Source organism: Kitasatospora sp. NPDC036993 (genome assembly GCF_055607525.1).
On record NZ_JBVJRP010000009.1, the window covers coordinates 25,524 to 39,981 of the forward strand.

General features: G+C 74.4%; 16 protein-coding genes. 9 read left to right on the forward strand and 7 right to left on the reverse strand.

Annotation, left to right across the window (positions count from 1 at the left end; translation table 11 throughout):
- Positions 1–140 precede the first annotated feature (140 nt).
- A complete protein-coding gene (locus ACZ7C5_RS19980) occupies positions 141–3,578 on the reverse strand; it encodes an AfsR/SARP family transcriptional regulator (protein WP_470323124.1) in 3,438 nt (1,145 codons plus the stop codon).
- Between the two features lie 194 nt (positions 3,579–3,772).
- On the opposite strand from ACZ7C5_RS19980, the gene ACZ7C5_RS19985 reads away from it, so the two are divergent.
- Complete coding sequence (locus ACZ7C5_RS19985) at positions 3,773–4,588, forward strand: site-2 protease family protein (protein ID WP_401078664.1); 816 nt, start codon at positions 3,773–3,775, stop codon at positions 4,586–4,588.
- On the opposite strand, the gene ACZ7C5_RS19990 is transcribed toward ACZ7C5_RS19985, so the two are convergent.
- Together ACZ7C5_RS19990 and npdG are read right to left on the reverse strand one after the other, a co-directional pair.
- Entirely contained in the window at positions 4,585–4,776 is a 192-nt protein-coding gene (locus ACZ7C5_RS19990; protein WP_401078661.1) for a hypothetical protein, read from the reverse strand. The genes ACZ7C5_RS19985 and ACZ7C5_RS19990 overlap by 4 nt on opposite strands.
- Positions 4,777–4,913: 137 nt before the next feature.
- On the reverse strand, positions 4,914–5,606 hold the full coding sequence (npdG, locus tag ACZ7C5_RS19995; RefSeq protein ID WP_401078658.1) for an NADPH-dependent F420 reductase: 693 nt from the start codon (positions 5,604–5,606) through the stop codon (positions 4,914–4,916).
- A 47-nt stretch (positions 5,607–5,653) separates the two neighbouring features.
- On the opposite strand from npdG, the gene ACZ7C5_RS20000 reads away from it, so the two are divergent.
- From ACZ7C5_RS20000 to ACZ7C5_RS20010, 3 genes are all read left to right on the forward strand, one after another.
- Complete coding sequence (locus ACZ7C5_RS20000; protein WP_401078655.1) at positions 5,654–6,268, forward strand: hypothetical protein; 615 nt, start codon at positions 5,654–5,656, stop codon at positions 6,266–6,268.
- Between the two features lie 91 nt (positions 6,269–6,359).
- Positions 6,360–7,694, forward strand: a complete 1,335-nt coding sequence (locus ACZ7C5_RS20005; RefSeq protein ID WP_401078652.1) for an MFS transporter — start codon at positions 6,360–6,362, stop codon at positions 7,692–7,694.
- 13 nt (positions 7,695–7,707) lie between these two features.
- The gene (locus tag ACZ7C5_RS20010; protein WP_401078649.1) at positions 7,708–8,460 is read left to right on the forward strand and encodes a hypothetical protein; all 753 of its coding nucleotides are present in this window, start codon (positions 7,708–7,710) and stop codon (positions 8,458–8,460) included.
- Positions 8,461–8,483: 23 nt separating this feature from the next.
- Here ACZ7C5_RS20010 and ACZ7C5_RS20015 read toward each other — a convergent pair whose 3' ends face one another.
- Positions 8,484–8,726: a hypothetical protein gene (locus tag ACZ7C5_RS20015; RefSeq protein ID WP_401078647.1), complete on the reverse strand. Its 243-nt coding sequence runs from the start codon at positions 8,724–8,726 to the stop codon at positions 8,484–8,486.
- Between the two features lie 98 nt (positions 8,727–8,824).
- On the opposite strand from ACZ7C5_RS20015, the gene map reads away from it, so the two are divergent.
- On the forward strand, positions 8,825–9,670 hold the full coding sequence (gene map / locus ACZ7C5_RS20020; protein ID WP_401078644.1) for a type I methionyl aminopeptidase: 846 nt from the start codon (positions 8,825–8,827) through the stop codon (positions 9,668–9,670).
- A gap of 44 nt (positions 9,671–9,714) precedes the next feature.
- On the opposite strand, the gene ACZ7C5_RS20025 is transcribed toward map, so the two are convergent.
- Entirely contained in the window at positions 9,715–10,407 is a 693-nt protein-coding gene (locus tag ACZ7C5_RS20025) for a bifunctional DNA primase/polymerase (protein ID WP_401078641.1), read from the reverse strand.
- A gap of 513 nt (positions 10,408–10,920) precedes the next feature.
- On the opposite strand from ACZ7C5_RS20025, the gene ACZ7C5_RS20030 reads away from it, so the two are divergent.
- Together ACZ7C5_RS20030 and ACZ7C5_RS20035 are read left to right on the forward strand one after the other, a co-directional pair.
- On the forward strand, positions 10,921–11,139 hold the full coding sequence (locus ACZ7C5_RS20030; RefSeq protein WP_401078638.1) for a hypothetical protein: 219 nt from the start codon (positions 10,921–10,923) through the stop codon (positions 11,137–11,139).
- A 40-nt stretch (positions 11,140–11,179) separates the two neighbouring features.
- Positions 11,180–11,377 (forward strand): hypothetical protein, encoded by a 198-nt coding sequence (locus ACZ7C5_RS20035; RefSeq protein WP_401078635.1) that lies wholly within the window; start codon positions 11,180–11,182, stop codon positions 11,375–11,377.
- Between the two features lie 51 nt (positions 11,378–11,428).
- On the opposite strand, the gene ACZ7C5_RS20040 is transcribed toward ACZ7C5_RS20035, so the two are convergent.
- A complete protein-coding gene (locus ACZ7C5_RS20040) occupies positions 11,429–12,094 on the reverse strand; it encodes a PadR family transcriptional regulator (protein ID WP_401078632.1) in 666 nt (221 codons plus the stop codon).
- A 175-nt stretch (positions 12,095–12,269) separates the two neighbouring features.
- On the opposite strand from ACZ7C5_RS20040, the gene ACZ7C5_RS20045 reads away from it, so the two are divergent.
- The gene (locus tag ACZ7C5_RS20045; protein ID WP_188296051.1) at positions 12,270–12,668 is read left to right on the forward strand and encodes an ACT domain-containing protein; all 399 of its coding nucleotides are present in this window, start codon (positions 12,270–12,272) and stop codon (positions 12,666–12,668) included.
- Between the two features lie 99 nt (positions 12,669–12,767).
- On the forward strand, positions 12,768–13,025 hold the full coding sequence (locus ACZ7C5_RS20050; RefSeq protein WP_049658025.1) for a hypothetical protein: 258 nt from the start codon (positions 12,768–12,770) through the stop codon (positions 13,023–13,025).
- Between the two features lie 168 nt (positions 13,026–13,193).
- Here ACZ7C5_RS20050 and ACZ7C5_RS20055 read toward each other — a convergent pair whose 3' ends face one another.
- Positions 13,194–14,339: a LuxR family transcriptional regulator gene (locus ACZ7C5_RS20055; RefSeq protein WP_401078628.1), complete on the reverse strand. Its 1,146-nt coding sequence runs from the start codon at positions 14,337–14,339 to the stop codon at positions 13,194–13,196.
- Positions 14,340–14,458 lie beyond the last annotated feature (119 nt).

Consider the following 14,458-nt stretch of genomic DNA (forward strand, 5'->3'; position numbering starts at 1 on the left):
GTCAGGGGAAGGGCCGGCGGACAGGACGGCCGGACGCCCGGGACGGGCGCCGGCCACCGTACGGGCCCGGCCGGCCGGTGACCAGGGGACGGGCGCCGGCCGGCCGGGCCCCTGGGTGGCCGGGGACGCGGCTCGCGGGACTAGCCGATCAGCCGCTCCAGCAGTTCGTGGGTCTGCTCCTGGGTCATCCCGACCCCCCGCTCCCTGGCCTCCTCGAACGCGGCGTCGCCCATCAACTCCCGCAGCGCGGACTCCGAGCGCTCGCGCTCGAGCCGGTCCAGATAGCCGCCCTTCGGGCCGTTCAGCCCGCCGTGCGCACCGATCAGCACGGCCGCCACGCCGGCCCGCTCCAGGTCCCCGTCGCGCCGGGCGAAGCCGCACAGCGTCGCCGTCACCGCGGGCACCACCATGACCGTCATGTGCTCGGCGAAGCCGCTCGCGGCCGCCAGCGCCCGGAGCTGCCGCCGGCCCTCGCGCAGCAGGCGCAGTCCCTCGTCCGGGTCGCCGGACCTCGCCATGATCCAGCCCCGGGCGCTCATCAGCAGCCCGACCACCAGACTCGGCGCGAAACCGCCCACCCGGACGCTGTCCAGATCGTCCAGCTCGGCCAGCGCCCGCTCGAACTCGCCGCGCTGGGCGTGGATGCCGCAGAGCGTCAGGTGGCCGAACAACAGCGCGCCGTTGGTGGCCTGGTTGACGCCCGGACTCTCGATCGAGGCCACCGCCTCCCGGATGACCCGCTCGCCGCGGTCCATGTCCTGCTCCAGAAGGGCGGTGCCCAGGTGCACCAACAGGATCGGCACCTCCTGCGGCGCCCCCAGCTCCTCGGCCAGCTCGATCGCCCGCCCGTACGCCTCGGCGGCGGCCGCGGACTCGCCCCGGTTGGCCAGCGACTCTCCGTGCGCGGCCAGGGCCTGGGAGATCCCCCAGAGGTCGCCCGCCCGCTCGTACAGCTCCAGCGAGCGCTCGCCGTCCGCGATGCTCTGCTCCTCGCCGCTCGGCCAGTCGTTCAGCATCCTGGCCCTGACCTGGAGGACGAACGCCAGGTCGCTCAGCTCGCCGTGCCGCTCGCAGCCGCGCACCGCGTCGTCCAGCAGGTCCCTCATCTCCTCCAGCCGGCCGGCCAGGAAGGCCGCGAACACCCGCATCAGCGCCGGGAAGCGGTAGGACTGCGGCAGCTCCGGGGTGTAGGCCTCCATCAGCCGCTGGGCGAGCCCGACGGCCTCCGAGTCGCCGAAGACGTCCAGGTTGCCCTCGAACAGCCCGATCAGCCGGTACATCGCGAGCAGCCGGCGGGCCTCCTCCAGCACCCCGGCGGACAGCGGCGGCTCGTACGTGAGCACGTTGCGCTCCAGCGGCACCGGCCGCGGGGCGTCCGGGCCGAACGGGTCGGGGCCGAGCGCGGCGACCGCGTTGTACCAGGTGCGGGCCTCCATGCTGTAGCTGCGCAGCGACCAGTACCAGCTCATGCCGAGGGCGAGGAGCAGCGCCTGTTCCTCGTCCCGCCGGTCGATCGCCCGGCGCAGCGCGGCCCGGACGTTGTCCTGCTCGCGCTCCAGCACCGACAGCCAGTGCAGCTGGCGGGGGCCGTGGATCTGCCCGTCGGCGACGGCGATCATGGTGCGGAAGTGCGCCACGTGCCGGCCCTCGGTGGCGGTCCGCTCGGCGGCGGACTCGGCGAGGCGCTCGGTCGCGTACTCGTGGATGGTCTCCAGCATCCGGTAGCGCGGCAGGCTGGCCCCGTCCAGGTCGGCGACCAGCAGGGACTTGTCGGCCAGCGACAGCAGCAGGTCGGCGACCTCGCCGGGGGGCACCTCGACGCCGTCGGCGCAGACCGCCTCGGCGTCCTCCAGCTGCCAGCCGCCCGCGAACACCGAGAGCCGGCGCAGCACCGCCCGCTCCCGCTTGCCGAGCAGGTCCCAGCTCCAGTCGACCACCGCGCGCAGGGTCTGCTGGCGCGGCAGCAGGGTGCGGCTGCCCGCGGTGAGCAGCGAGAACCGGCTGTCCAGCCGGTCGGCTATCTGTCGGGCCGTCATCACCCGCAGCCGGGCGGCGGCCAGTTCGATGGCCAGCGGCAGCCCGTCGAGACGGCGGCAGATCTCGGCGCAGGACTCCGGGTCGCCCGCCGGGTCGAAACCGGGACGGGCGGCGGCGGCGCGGTCGGCGAACAGCCGCAGCGCGACCGGGTCGGGCAGCGGCTCGACCGGCAGCACCGTCTCGCCGGGCACGCCCAGCGGTTCGCGGCTGGTGGCGAGCACCGTCAGCCCCGGGCACTCGGCGAGCAGGACGTCGGCGAGGTCGGCGGCGGCCTGGATCAGGTGCTCGCAGTTGTCCAGGACGAGCAGCATCCGGCGGTGGCCGCAGTGCTCGACCAGCCGGCGCACCGGGTCCTCGGCCCGCTTCTCGATCACCTCGGCGACCATATTGGTGCCGTGCAGCACGATCTCGCGCAGGCCGAGTGCCGAGACCACGGCGGCGGGCACCGCGTCCGGGCTCTCCAACGGGGCGAGTTCGGCCACCCAGACGCCGTCCGGCCAGCTCCCCGCGGACTGCTCGGCGCGGGCGGCCACGGTCGACAGGCTGGTCTTGCCGGAGCCGCCGGGGCCGGTCAAGGTCACCAGCCGACGGCTCGTCAGCATCCCGCGCAGCGCGGCCAGATCGTCCTCCCGGCCGACGAAGCTGGTCAGCCGGCCGCGCAGGTTGCCGCCGGTTCGCGGCGGTTGCGGCGCGGGCGGCGCGGGCGGCTGCGGGGGCGGCCCGGGCTGCGGCGGGGGCGGCCCCGGCTGGGAGGACGGCGGCGGAGGCGGCCCGGCCGGCCCGAGCGGCCCGGAGCGGGCCGGCTGCGACGCCGGTTCCTGCCGGTCCGCCGGGGCGAGCAGCTCGGCGTACAGGGAGCGGAGTCCGCGGCCCGGGTCCACCCCGAGCTCCTCGGCCAGGGCGCGCCTGGCCCGCTCGTAGTGGCGCAGCGCCTCGGCCGTCCGGCCGCTCTCGTGCAGCGCCCGGATCATCAGCAGCTGCAACGGTTCGTCCAGCGGGTGCCGTTCGCACAGCTCGGCCAGCTCGGCGACCAGCTCGGCGGCCCGGCCGAGGGCGAGGTCGGCGGTGATCCGGTGGCGGCGGGCCTCCTCGCGCTGGGCCTCCAGCCGGGTGGCCGGGCCGGTGCGGTCCGGCAGGTCGGCCAGGGCCGGGCCGCGCCACAGCGCCAGGGCGGCGCGCAGCCTCTCGGCCGCGAGCGCGTGGTCCCCGGCGTCCAGGGCGCGGCGGCCCTCGCCGGTCAGCCGCTGGAAGTCGGCGACGTCGGTGGCCGGGCCGGTCAGCCAGTACCCGGCCGGGCCGGAGCCGACCTCGTCCCGGCCGATGGTGCGGCGCAGCCGGCCGACCAGGGTCTGGAGCGCGGCGGAGGAGTCCTGCGGCGGCTCGGTGTCCCACACCTCGTCCACCAGCAGGTCGGCCGGGACCGGCCTGCCCTGTCTCAGGGCCAGGGCGGTGAGCAGGGCCCGCAGCCGGGCACCGCCGACCGGTACCGCGGTGCCGTCGTCGTGGTGGGCCGTCGTCGTCCCGAGGATGCCGTAGTGCACCGGACCATTCTGGTCGATCCGCGGAGCGGGGGCCGCACAATTGTGCTGCCGCCCTCCCGGCCCCGGCGCGTAGGGTGGAACGCCACCGCCCGGCCGGACGTTCACCCGGAGCGGCTTGTCCGGTCACCGGCCCGCCCGGCATGATCGGTCCCGTCCCGCGTCCGCCCCTCCCCCCGCCCCGGAGCACCCACACCATGACCTTCGCCGCCACGCCGAGCTCCCGCAGCGAGGACCGCCGGATCAGCCCGGTGTTCTGGGTGCTGCTCGCCGTCCTCGGCACGTCCGGCTGGGCGGTGTACTCCGGCTACGGCAACATGCGGTTCGGGATCTTCCTGTTCGTGATCGCGGGCTGGATGGTCTCGCTCTGCCTGCACGAGTACGCCCACGCGCGCACCGCGCTGCACGGCGGCGACATCAGCGTCGGCGCCAAGGGCTACCTCACGCTCAACCCGATGAAGTACGCCAACGTGCTGCTCAGCTTCGTGCTGCCGATCGTCTTCATGATCCTCGGCGGCATCGGCCTGCCCGGCGGCTCGGTCTGGATCGAACGGCACCGGATCCAGGGCCGGCTCAAGCACAGCCTGATCTCGGCCGCCGGGCCGCTGGTGAACCTGGTCGCCGCCGTGCTGATCCTGGTCCCGGTCGGCGCGGGCTGGCTGGACGATCCCAAGGTGAACACGGTCTGGCAGGGCTACGAGCTCCAGGTCTCGCCGCTCGCCCTGGCCCTGGGCTTCCTCGGCATGCTCCAGCTGAGCGCGACCCTGCTGAACCTGCTGCCGGTGCCGGGCCTGGACGGCTACGGGATCATCGAGCCCTGGCTGTCGTACAGGACCCGGCGGGCGGTCGAGCCCTTCGCTCCGTACGGGATGCTCGCGGTGTTCGCGCTGCTCTGGCAGCCCGCGGTGAACCAGTGGTTCTTCGAGGCCGTGTACGGCGCGATGGAGCTGCTGGGCGTCGACCGGGTGTACGCCCAGATCGGCCGCGAGCTGTTCAGCTTCTGGCGGGGCTAGGACTGCTCGGCGGCCGCCGCGGCCGCGGCGATCTTCTCCCGGCGGCGGTTCATCCACAGCACGTTGCTGGCCACACCGGCCAGCGGCAGCCAGATCAGGCCCAGCCAGAGGCCCTGGGTGAGCGAGAAGACGGCGGCGACCAGCGCCAGGGCGACGACGATCAGGGCGAGCAGGGACGTGCGAGGCATGGCGGCGGACTCCTGGGAGCGGGTGCGGACGGCCGGGTTGCGGCCGACCCCCATTGTCGCCGACCTCACCTCCGGAGCGGGGCCAGGGGTGAGGTCGACACGGCGGGCGTTGCCGGGAGCGTTGCCGGGACGTCCGCTCAGACGTCGGTGATCCGCAGGCCCGCGTGGGCCTTGTAGCGGCGGTTGACCGAGATCAGGTTGGCCACCAGCGCCTCCACCTGGTGGGCGTTGCGCAGCCGGCCCGCGAAGATGCCGCGCATCCCGGGGATGCGGCCGGCCAGGCCCCGGACGACGTCGGTGGCCTCCCGGTCGTCGCCGAGCACCATGACGTCGGTGTCGATGGTCTCCACCGACTCGTCCTGGAGCAGCACCGCCGAGAGGTGGTGGAAGGCGGCGGTGACCCGGGAGTCCGGCAGCAGGGCGGCGGCCTGCTGGGCGGCGCTGCCCTCCTCCGGCTTCAGCGCGTACGCGCCCTGCTTGTCGAAGCCGAGCGGGTTGACGCAGTCGACGACGATCTTGCCGGCGAGTTCCCCGCGCAGCGCGGTCAGGGTGGCGGCGTGGCCGTCCCACGGGACCGCGATGATCACCACGTCGCTCTCCCGGGCGACGGTGGCGTTGTCGGCGCCGCGCACGCCGAGGCCCAGCTCGGCCGCCGAGGCCTCGGCCCTCGCGGCGTCGCGGGAGCCGATGATCACCTGCTGGCCGGCCTTGGCCAGCCGCAGGGCCAGGCCGCGCCCCTGGTCGCCGGTGCCGCCGAGGACACCGACCACCAACTGCGAGACGTCCGGGGCCTCGTGGGCCGGGTTTGTCGCTGAATCGAGGGAAGTCATGGGCCGATCTTGCCAAATCCCCGGCCTCCCGGGACATCCTGGCCCGCATGGACGCGGTGAGAGTTTCGGCACTCCGGGAACGGCTGACGGGCACGGGCTGGCTGGAGGCGGTCGGCGGCTTCGCCGGATCGCTGCGCCGTTCGGTGGAGCGGCGCGGGGCGAGCGGGCTGCTGCTGGTCGGCACCGAGGGGTACGAACCCTGGCACCTGGCCGCCCACCTGGACGACGAGGCCGCCTGGTCGGACGTCCCGCGGCTGGCGCCCACCCTGGTGCGGCACCGGCCGCCGGCCGACGCCCCGGCCCACCTGACCCACGACCTGCGGCGGCTCACCGAGGCCGGACGCGGCGCCACCGTGCTGGTGGTGGCGCCGGAGGCGGCCGGCGCGCAGCTGCTGGAGCGGGTGCGGGACGCCCGGCGGCACGGCGCGACCGTGCTCGCGCTGGACGGGGGCGCCCCCGACGGGACCGGCGGTCCCGGCGACCTGCACGACCTCGCGCACGAACGGCTGACCGTCGGCACCGCCGCCGAGGAGCCCTTCGACCTCGCCCAGCACCTGGTCAGCGCGGCCGCCGGGCAGTGGGCAGGCCACCGCTCCGTCCGGGACCGGCTCGCCGGGCTCGCCGGGCGGCTGGCCTCGATGCCCGCGATCAGCCGCTGGTAGCCGGGCCGGCCCCCGTTCACCACGGGCCGGTTCGCCGGCCGCCCGAAAACCCTTTGCGGGAACGGCGATCGACGTCCGAGGATAACGGTTCGTGACCGATGAACCCCCGCATCCCCCCGTGCCCGGGCGCACCCGGACGCTGCTGCGCTCACTGACCCCTGACCTCTCCCCCTGGCGTGCCTCGCGGGACTTCCGCTACCTGTGGACCTCCGGCTGCGTCACCAGCTTCGGCAGCTTCCTGACCCTCGTCGCCGTGCCGATGCAGATCAAGGAACTCACCGGCTCCTCCTTCGCGGTCGGCCTGATCGGCGCCGTCGAGCTCGTCCCGCTGGTCGTCTTCGGCCTCTGGGGCGGCGCCCTCGCCGACGCCGTGGACCGCAGGAAGCTGGTGCTGCGCGCCGAGGCGGCGCTCGGCCTGCTGGCCGGACTGCTGCTGCTCAACGCCCTGTTGCCGCACCCGCTGCTCTGGCCGATCTACCTGGTCGCCGCGCTGGTCGCGGCCGCCGACGGCCTCCAGCGCCCGGCACTGGACTCGCTCACCCCGCGGCTCGTCCCGCACCAGCACCTGACCGCCGCGTTCGCCCTCAAGTCGCTGTACCACAACGCCGCTTCGGTGGCCGGCCCGGCGCTGGCCGGCGTCGTGGTGGCCTTCGCCGGGGTACAGACCGCGTACGCGCTGGACATCCTCACCTTCGGCCTCTCGCTGCTGCTGCTCGTCCGGATCAAGGCGGTGCCGCCGCCCACCGGCGCCGAACGGCCGTCGGTCCGGGCGGTGCTCACCGGCGTCCGCTACGCGTGGAGCCGCAAGGACCTGCTCGGCACCTACGCGATCGACATCTGCGCCATGCTGTTCGCCTACCCGGTGGCCGTCTTCCCCTTCCTGGCCTCGGAGTTGGGCGCGGACTGGGCGCTCGGCCCGATGTACGCGGCGTCCGCCCTGGGCGCCCTGCTGGTCGGCGTGACCAGCGGCTGGACCTCCCGCGTCCACCGGCACGGCCGGCTGCTGCTGGCCGCCGCCGTCGGCTGGGGCGCGGCGATGGCGCTCGCCGGACTGTCCGGGCACATCTGGCTGGTGCTGCTCGGCCTGGCGCTGGCCGGCGGCGCGGACGAGATCAGCGGGCTCGCCCGCTCGACCATGTGGAACCAGTCCATCCCGGACGCGGTGCGCGGCCGGATGGCGGGTGTCGAACTGCTCAGCTTCTCCGTCGGCCCGCAGCTCGGCCAGGTCAGGGCCGGCACCATGGCCGGACTGGTCGGCGTGCGCGCCTCGGTGTGGGCCGGCGGCCTCGCCTGCGTGGTCGCGGTGCTCGCGGTCGCCGCCGCCCTGCCGAAGCTGCTCTCCTACGACGACCGCACCGACCCGCACGCCGCCGCCGTCCGCGCCGAGCACGAACGCACCGCCCGGGAGGCCGCCGCCGCGGTGTGACAGACTCCCGCCCATGGCGGTGGGGGGTTGGCAGAAGTGGGCGGGCCTGGTGCTCGTCCTGACCGTGCTGGCGGGCATCGTGGTCGGCTGGCTGTTCTGGCCGGAGGGCCGGACGGCGCGGCCGGCCACCCGGGCGGACCGTACGGCCGGCGGACCGCCGCCGGACCTGCGGGCGCTCGCCGACTCCCCCGAGGTGGTCGCCGCCGACCGGGCGCTCGGCGCTGAGATCGACCGCCGGCTCGCCTCGCTCCTCCCCGCGCTCTCCGGCGCCGAGGTGATCGGCGAGGGCCTCCGGGACGGCTGCGCCGTCGGGCCGAGCTGGTCCGACGGCTTCGGCACCCGCCGGCCGGCCGCGGAGTGCCGCCGACAGGTGGTCAGGTACCTGGCGGTGGCGGGCGATCCGCAGCAGATCCGGTCCCGGTGGGAGCCCGCGCTGACCGCCCAGGGCGCCAGGGCGGCCGACACCAACGCCTCGCCCCGGCCGGGCGAGGTGCTCTGGTACGGCTTCCCCCGGAACGACAGCGCGGACCTGCTCGGGGTGCGTCTGGGCTTCGACGAGCGCAGGGGCCCCGAGGTCCCGGCCACCCCCGGCCTGAACGTCCCCCGGCCGCGGTCCCCCGACGACGGCGTGACGGCCTGGGCGGACCGGGGATCCCGCCCACCGGGGCCGCAGGACCAGGCGGCCGCCCAGGCCTTCGCGAGCGGGCGGCGCCTCGTCGTGCTGGATGTCTCGGAGACCTACTTCACCGGCCCCGAGCCGCGCTGACCACCGGCTCTCGCCCCCGGCCGCTACTCGGTGCCGTCCGTCGGCCGGCCGTCCTCGGGCCGGTCGTTCCAGTGCGGGTCGTTGCGCCACTCCCGGTTGCGCTCGTCCGCGATCCGCAGCGCCTGGGCGGCCTCTTCCCGGCTGGCGTACGGCCCCAGGCGGTCCTTCGCCGGGCACTCCGGCCCCTCCTCGACCTTCTGGTGCTTGATGCAGTAGAACCACTCGCCGGGCTTGCCGGTCGGCTTGCGGTTGAATCCGAGGGGCATGGCACTCTCCCGTTCGAAGGATGGGTCGGTACCGATCATTCCCCGCAGCGGGCCCGGCCGCACACCGCCCGGGTCCGGCCACGCCCTAGACTCGCGGCATGGCTCTCGTACCCGGCATCCAGTCCCCCACCCGCAAGGTCCCGGCGAACATCGCGCGCCCCGAGTACGTCGGCAAGCCCGCGCCGACGCCGTACGCCGGGCCCGAGGTGCAGACCGCCGAGACGGTCGAGAAGATGCGGATCGCCGGCGGGATCGCCGCCCGGGCGATGGAGGAGGCGGCGAAGCTGATCGCCCCCGGCGTCACCACCGACGCGCTGGACGCCGTCGCCCACGCGTACATGTGCGACCACGGCGCCTACCCGTCCGATCTCGGCTACCGGGGCTTCCCCAAGTCCGTCTGCACCTCGATCAACGAGGTGATCTGCCACGGCATCCCGGACTCGACCGTGCTCCAGGACGGCGACATCGTCAACATCGACGCCACCGCGTACATCCACGGGGTGCACGGCGACCTCAACGCCACCTACCTGGTCGGCGACGTGGACGAGGAGTCCCGGCTGCTGGTCGAGCGCACCAGGGAGTCCCTCGCCCGGGCGATCAAGGCGGTCAAGCCCGGCCGGCAGATCAACGTCATCGGGCGGGTCATCGAGTCCTACGCCAAGCGCTTCGGCTACGGCGTGGTACGGGACTTCACCGGGCACGGCATCAACACGTCGTTCCACTCCGGCCTGATCATCCCGCACTACGACAGCGAGCGGGCCACCGAGGTGATCAAGCCGGGCATGACCTTCACCATCGAGCCGATGCTGACCCTGGGCACCTACGACTACGAGGTCTGGGCGGACGGCTGGACGGTCGTCACCAAGGACCGCAAGCGCACCGCCCAGTTCGAGCACACCCTGGTGGTCACGGCGGACGGCGCGGAGATCCTCACCCTGCCGTGACGGCGTGCCGGCGCTCGACCGCGGCACCGCCCCGCCCGGGCGCCCTAGCCGATCAGCCACTGCTCCTCGGCGACGGCGCCCACCTCGGTGCAGGCGTCGGTGAGTACGTCCAGGACGCGCAGCGGGTCCGGCAGCGGCTGCTCGGGCCCGCGCAGCCACCGCACCTGGGAGCCGTCCGGCAGCGCGGCCGGCGGCAGCAGGGTGTACGAGCCGCGGCAGTGCCAGCGCAGGCCCGGGTGCTCGGACATGGTGTCCGGGGTGGAGTCGAGCGCGCTCGGCCACCACTCGTCCTCGTCCTGCGGGGTGCCGCGGGTGGCGGTGAAGAACAGGTAGCGGTCCTCGCCGACGGCGGCGACCGGGCCCTCGACGCCGAGCGCGGTCAGCCGCTCCAGCGCCAGCCGGCCGGCCTCCACCGGGACGTCCAGCACGTCGTGCACCCGGCCGGTGGCGGTGACGAAGTTGGCCTGCGGGTCGCGGGCGAGCCAGCGGGAGAGCTGCTCCGGGTCCGTGGTGGCCTGGGTCTGCCAGGCGAAGGAGACCGGGTGCTGGGCTGGGGCGGGACACGCCACCCGGTCACAGGAACACCGGTAGCCGGCCGGATGCGCGGCGGGCGCGAGCGGGAATCCGGCGCGCACCGCGCCGAGCAGCTGATCGAGTCCGGCCGGGCCGTCCGCGCCCCCCGCCCGCTGACGATCACGCTTCTGCCACCAGGTCGTCCACCTGCCGCCGGCTTCCATCGGGCCCCTTCCGCGCAACTGCCGTGCCTGGTGCGACACAGCGTTCGACGTACCACTCGGACGCAACGCACGGCGCCCCCGGCTGCTTCCCGGGGTGTTCGGGCCTGACGTCCGCGCCCTGCCGGCCGCGGCCCGGGGTCACCGGACGGCCGACGCCGGGGTCACGGTACGCAGTCGCGGCAGCACGCTGTCCGCGCCAAACCGGCCGGAGGGAGCGCGGATTCGCGCCTCGCCCGGCCCGTACGGGGCCCGCTGACCCGGGGTGGACCCCGAGGGCGTAACAGGAAGGATAAGGGTGCGGAGGCCTTCCGGATGACCGGGGGCGGTGCCTCTCCGGTCACACTCGCGGTGCCGCCGACGGGCGCACCCCGGGCACGCTCCGGGCACGCCGCCCGCACGCGACGCCCCGCCCGCCCTCCCGCCCGGGAGTTGCCGGTCACCCCCGGACTCCCCCCGCGGCCCCGCGTCCAGGGCCGATCCCGGGTCACCCCGTGGAGGTGAGACCCTGGGGGGATGAAGAGCGCGGACACCGCATTCGTCGGCGGCCCCCTGGACGGGCGGATCCTCCCCGTCCCGCTGGGGCCGATGCTCGGCGTGCCCAAGAAGTACAAGGTGCCGGTCCCCGCGCACGGCGAGGTCCCCGCGCGCACACTGGTGTACGTCCGGAGCAAGCAGGTTCGGGGCCTGAGCTGGTTCTGGCGCTACGAGTACGACGAGGCGGCCTCCGGCTGACGGCCGTCTCCTTCCCCGCAGGCTCCCCCGGGAGGTCGGCATGGCGAGGACGGTACGGCACCCGAGGAACCGCTCCCACGCGGTCGAGCACCACAACCGGCAGGTCGCCGGCGTCACCGGGGTGCTGCTCCTGGCGGTGTGCCTCTACAGCGTGATCATCGAGCCGAACGCCTGGCTCTGGTTCGGCTGGGCGGTGCTGCTGCTAGTGTGCGCGGCCCTGTTCGTGGTCCGGCCGTGAGGCCTTCTCCCCGGCCGCCCGGGCAGCGGCACCGCCCCGCCCCGAGGCCGGTCAGTCGTCCTCGGCGAGGATGAGGTACAGCTTCTTGCGGGCCTCGGTCAGCACCGTCAGGCCCTTGGTGCGCTGCGCCTCGGTGCCGGTGGCCATGACCTGGCGGATCGCCTGGTCGACGGCGGCGAGCGCCTGGCCGACCTCCTGGACGGCCTCCCAGTCGACCTCCCGGCCGGCCTCGGCCCACGGTTCGTCCGGCCCGGCGTCGGCCTCGGCCCGGCCGGCCTCGGTGAGCGAGACCAGCCGCTTGCCGCCGACCTCCTCCGCGGTGATCAGGCCCTCCTCCTCCAGCAGCTGGAGGTTGGGGTAGATCGACCCCGGGCTGGGCCGCCAGGCCCCGCCGGTCCGCTCGGCGATCTCGGCGATCATCTCGTAGCCGTGCATCGGCCGCTCCTTGAGCAGCGCCAGCAGCGAGGCCCTGACGTCACCGCGCCTGGCCCGGCCACCGCGCCGCCCGTGCGGACCGCCGCGCCGCCCGCCGTGCCCGCCGAAGCCGTGCCCGTACGGGCCGCCCATCGGCCGGCCGGGGCCGCCACCGCCGAACGGCGGACCGAACCCGCCGAACGCCTCCCGGCCCTCGGCGCCCTCTCCGGGCATCCCCCGGAACTCCGGGCCCTGGCCACGGCGGAACCCGCCGCCCACCGGGCCCTCCCAACGGAACCGCATTCCCTGACGTTCCGAGCGCATCGCGCCCACCTCCTCGGATCCCTGAGGTTCAACGAGGCAGTCGAGTTACTGTCTCGATAGTTCGACGATATATCGGCGACTGTCGCTCGTCAACGGATTCCGACACGCCCGCGAAGCACCCCGCATCCCCCGTCCAGCCGCTACGGTGGCGGGCATGGCCGCAGAACGAGACCTTGCGACGCTGCTGCGCGGGATGAGCCCGCGGCTCGACCCGGGGCGGTACGTCTACTGCACGCTCCCCACGCGGGTGCCCGCCGGCATGCGGCCGGTGGTGACCGTCGCCGAGCCCGAGGGGATGACGGTGGTGGTCGCCCAGGAGGAGGCGGACGCGCTCGGGCTGCGCTACGAGTACGTGGCGGCCTGGATCACCCTGCGGATCCACTCGGCGCTGGAGGCCGTCGGACTGACCGCCGCCGTGTCCGGCCGGCTCGCCGAGGAGGGCATCAGCTGCAACGTGGTGGCCGGCTTCCACCACGACCACCTGTTCGTCGCCGCCGACGACGCCGACCGCGCCGTCCGGGCCCTGGAGGACCTCGCCGCCCGCTCCGTCTGACGACGCCGCCGAGTGGCCGTCTCCCCGGCAGGCTCCAAGACTGGGAGTGACCGCGCGGCCGCTCCCGGCCGCCGCCCCCACCGGAAGGAGACGGCCGTCATGGCCATCTGCGTCACCTGCGGCAACGACTACTGGCTGGCCTTCGAGATCAGGACGGTCACCGGCGACACCTACACCTTCGACAGCTTCGAGTGCGCGATGGAGAAGCTCGCCCCGCGCTGCGAACAGTGCGACGTCCGCATCGTCGGCCACGGCGTCGAGGTGGCGGGCATGTTCTTCTGCTGCGCCAACTGCGCCCGCGTCAACGGCGGCCTCGGCGACCAGATCCGCGACGCCGTCGGCGCGCGCCCCGCCTGACGGGGCCGCGCGCCGGGCAGCGGGGAGGAAGGGGCGGAAGGGCCGGCCCGTCCGCCGGGGCCCGGGCGCCTCCGGGGCGCCCGGGAAGGCGGACGCGGAGTACGCCGCGCCGGGCCCCCGGCACGCTGTCGCGGCCGGGGGCCCTGTCCGTGTTCTCTGCCGCGGCCGTCAGGTCAGCTGCGCGGGACCTCCGGCCGCCTCACCGTCGATGAGTCCGGCCCGGGCCGCGACGACCCCGGCCTGGAACCGGCTGGAGACGCCCAGGCTGTCCATGATTCCGGCGACGTGGCGGCGGAAGGTCCGTGACCCGATGCCGACCCGGCGGGCCACGACGTCGTCCTTCAGGCCCTGCGCGAGCAGGCTCATGATCCCCGCGCTGAGGTCGGGCAGCGTCTCCCCGTAGGACACGACGTCGGCGTCGAAGTCCATGCCGGACTGCCAGGCGAACTCGTACATGCGGTGCAGCAGGCCGATGACCATCGGCTCGTAGACGACGATGGTGCTGGGGATCTCCCCGTCCTCCGCCTGGTGCGTCACGTAGGCCACGTCGTCGCCCACGAGGACGAGGTCGTCGAAGATCTGGTTGGTGGTACGGACCTGGGCGCCGGAATCGAGCACCTGGCGGAGCCGGGTCCTCGACAGCGCCTTGGCCCGGGCCGAGTGCGGGGTGACCAGCCGGAACGGCACCCGGTGCGCCATCCTCGCCAGCTCGCACGGCTGGAAGGCGAGCCGCGGTTCGGCGTCGAACAGCTGCATGGCCAGGACTTCCGACGTGCAGTGCTGGAGGGAGTCCGTCAGGTGGATCCGCACCTGCTGCGGATCGAGCAGCGTCACGACCTTGTCGTTGCGCTGGCGCGAGGTCTTCAGGGTGCTGAAGATGCCCGAGATCGTGTGCAGGCGTTCGTGGATGCCGGCGAGCTCCTGGCGCTTCTCGTTGACCGCCTGCTGTAGGGGGATGACCAGTTCGTTCTGCGCGGCCTCCGGGCAGATCGCCCTGAAGCTCTCGAACGTCGGGGAGTACCACAGGAGTTTCAGCTCGCACAGCAGGTCGACGGCCCGCCTGACGTCGGCCATCGGGACGTGCAGCGCGGCCGATATCCGGGCGAGCGTGGCCGACTGCTGGGCCAGGGTGAACTCGTAGACGTGGACGATGAGTTCGTCGTCCACATCCGGCTGGATGCTCTCCAGCCGGTGCCGGAGCCGTGCGGCGGTGTCCGGCGCCTCCCCCGCGAAGGCGTCGATGGCGGAGGTTTCCTGTCTCATGTCCGACGCCGCCCCCGCGAAGGCGTCGATGGCGGCGGCTTCCTGCCTCATGTCCGACGCCGTAGGGACGTGCCGGCGGGACCGCTCGGCGCGGTACACCCGGGGGAGCACACACCGTGCGGGTGGATCGGGTTTGCCTCGACGTTGCTCATCAGAGGTGTGACGCCTTT

Bases quoted from the DNA above. Each gene is read 5' to 3' on its own strand.
- ACZ7C5_RS20025 (WP_401078641.1), bottom strand. From the start codon at position 10,407: ATGGAAGCCGGCGGCAGGTGGACGACCTGGTGGCAGAAGCGTGATCGT.
- ACZ7C5_RS20030 (WP_401078638.1), top strand. From the start codon at position 10,921: ATGAAGAGCGCGGACACCGCATTCGTCGGCGGCCCCCTGGACGGGCGG.
- map (WP_401078644.1), top strand. From the start codon at position 8,825: ATGGCTCTCGTACCCGGCATCCAGTCCCCCACCCGCAAGGTCCCGGCG.
- ACZ7C5_RS20000 (WP_401078655.1), top strand. From the start codon at position 5,654: ATGGACGCGGTGAGAGTTTCGGCACTCCGGGAACGGCTGACGGGCACG.
- ACZ7C5_RS20010 (WP_401078649.1), top strand. From the start codon at position 7,708: ATGGCGGTGGGGGGTTGGCAGAAGTGGGCGGGCCTGGTGCTCGTCCTG.
- ACZ7C5_RS20035 (WP_401078635.1), top strand. From the start codon at position 11,180: ATGGCGAGGACGGTACGGCACCCGAGGAACCGCTCCCACGCGGTCGAG.
- npdG (WP_401078658.1), bottom strand. From the start codon at position 5,606: ATGACTTCCCTCGATTCAGCGACAAACCCGGCCCACGAGGCCCCGGAC.
- ACZ7C5_RS20055 (WP_401078628.1), bottom strand. From the start codon at position 14,339: ATGAGGCAGGAAGCCGCCGCCATCGACGCCTTCGCGGGGGCGGCGTCG.
- ACZ7C5_RS20040 (WP_401078632.1), bottom strand. From the start codon at position 12,094: ATGCGGTTCCGTTGGGAGGGCCCGGTGGGCGGCGGGTTCCGCCGTGGC.
- ACZ7C5_RS20015 (WP_401078647.1), bottom strand. From the start codon at position 8,726: ATGCCCCTCGGATTCAACCGCAAGCCGACCGGCAAGCCCGGCGAGTGG.
- ACZ7C5_RS19985 (WP_401078664.1), top strand. From the start codon at position 3,773: ATGACCTTCGCCGCCACGCCGAGCTCCCGCAGCGAGGACCGCCGGATC.
- ACZ7C5_RS20050 (WP_049658025.1), top strand. From the start codon at position 12,768: ATGGCCATCTGCGTCACCTGCGGCAACGACTACTGGCTGGCCTTCGAG.
- ACZ7C5_RS20045 (WP_188296051.1), top strand. From the start codon at position 12,270: ATGGCCGCAGAACGAGACCTTGCGACGCTGCTGCGCGGGATGAGCCCG.
- ACZ7C5_RS19990 (WP_401078661.1), bottom strand. From the start codon at position 4,776: ATGCCTCGCACGTCCCTGCTCGCCCTGATCGTCGTCGCCCTGGCGCTG.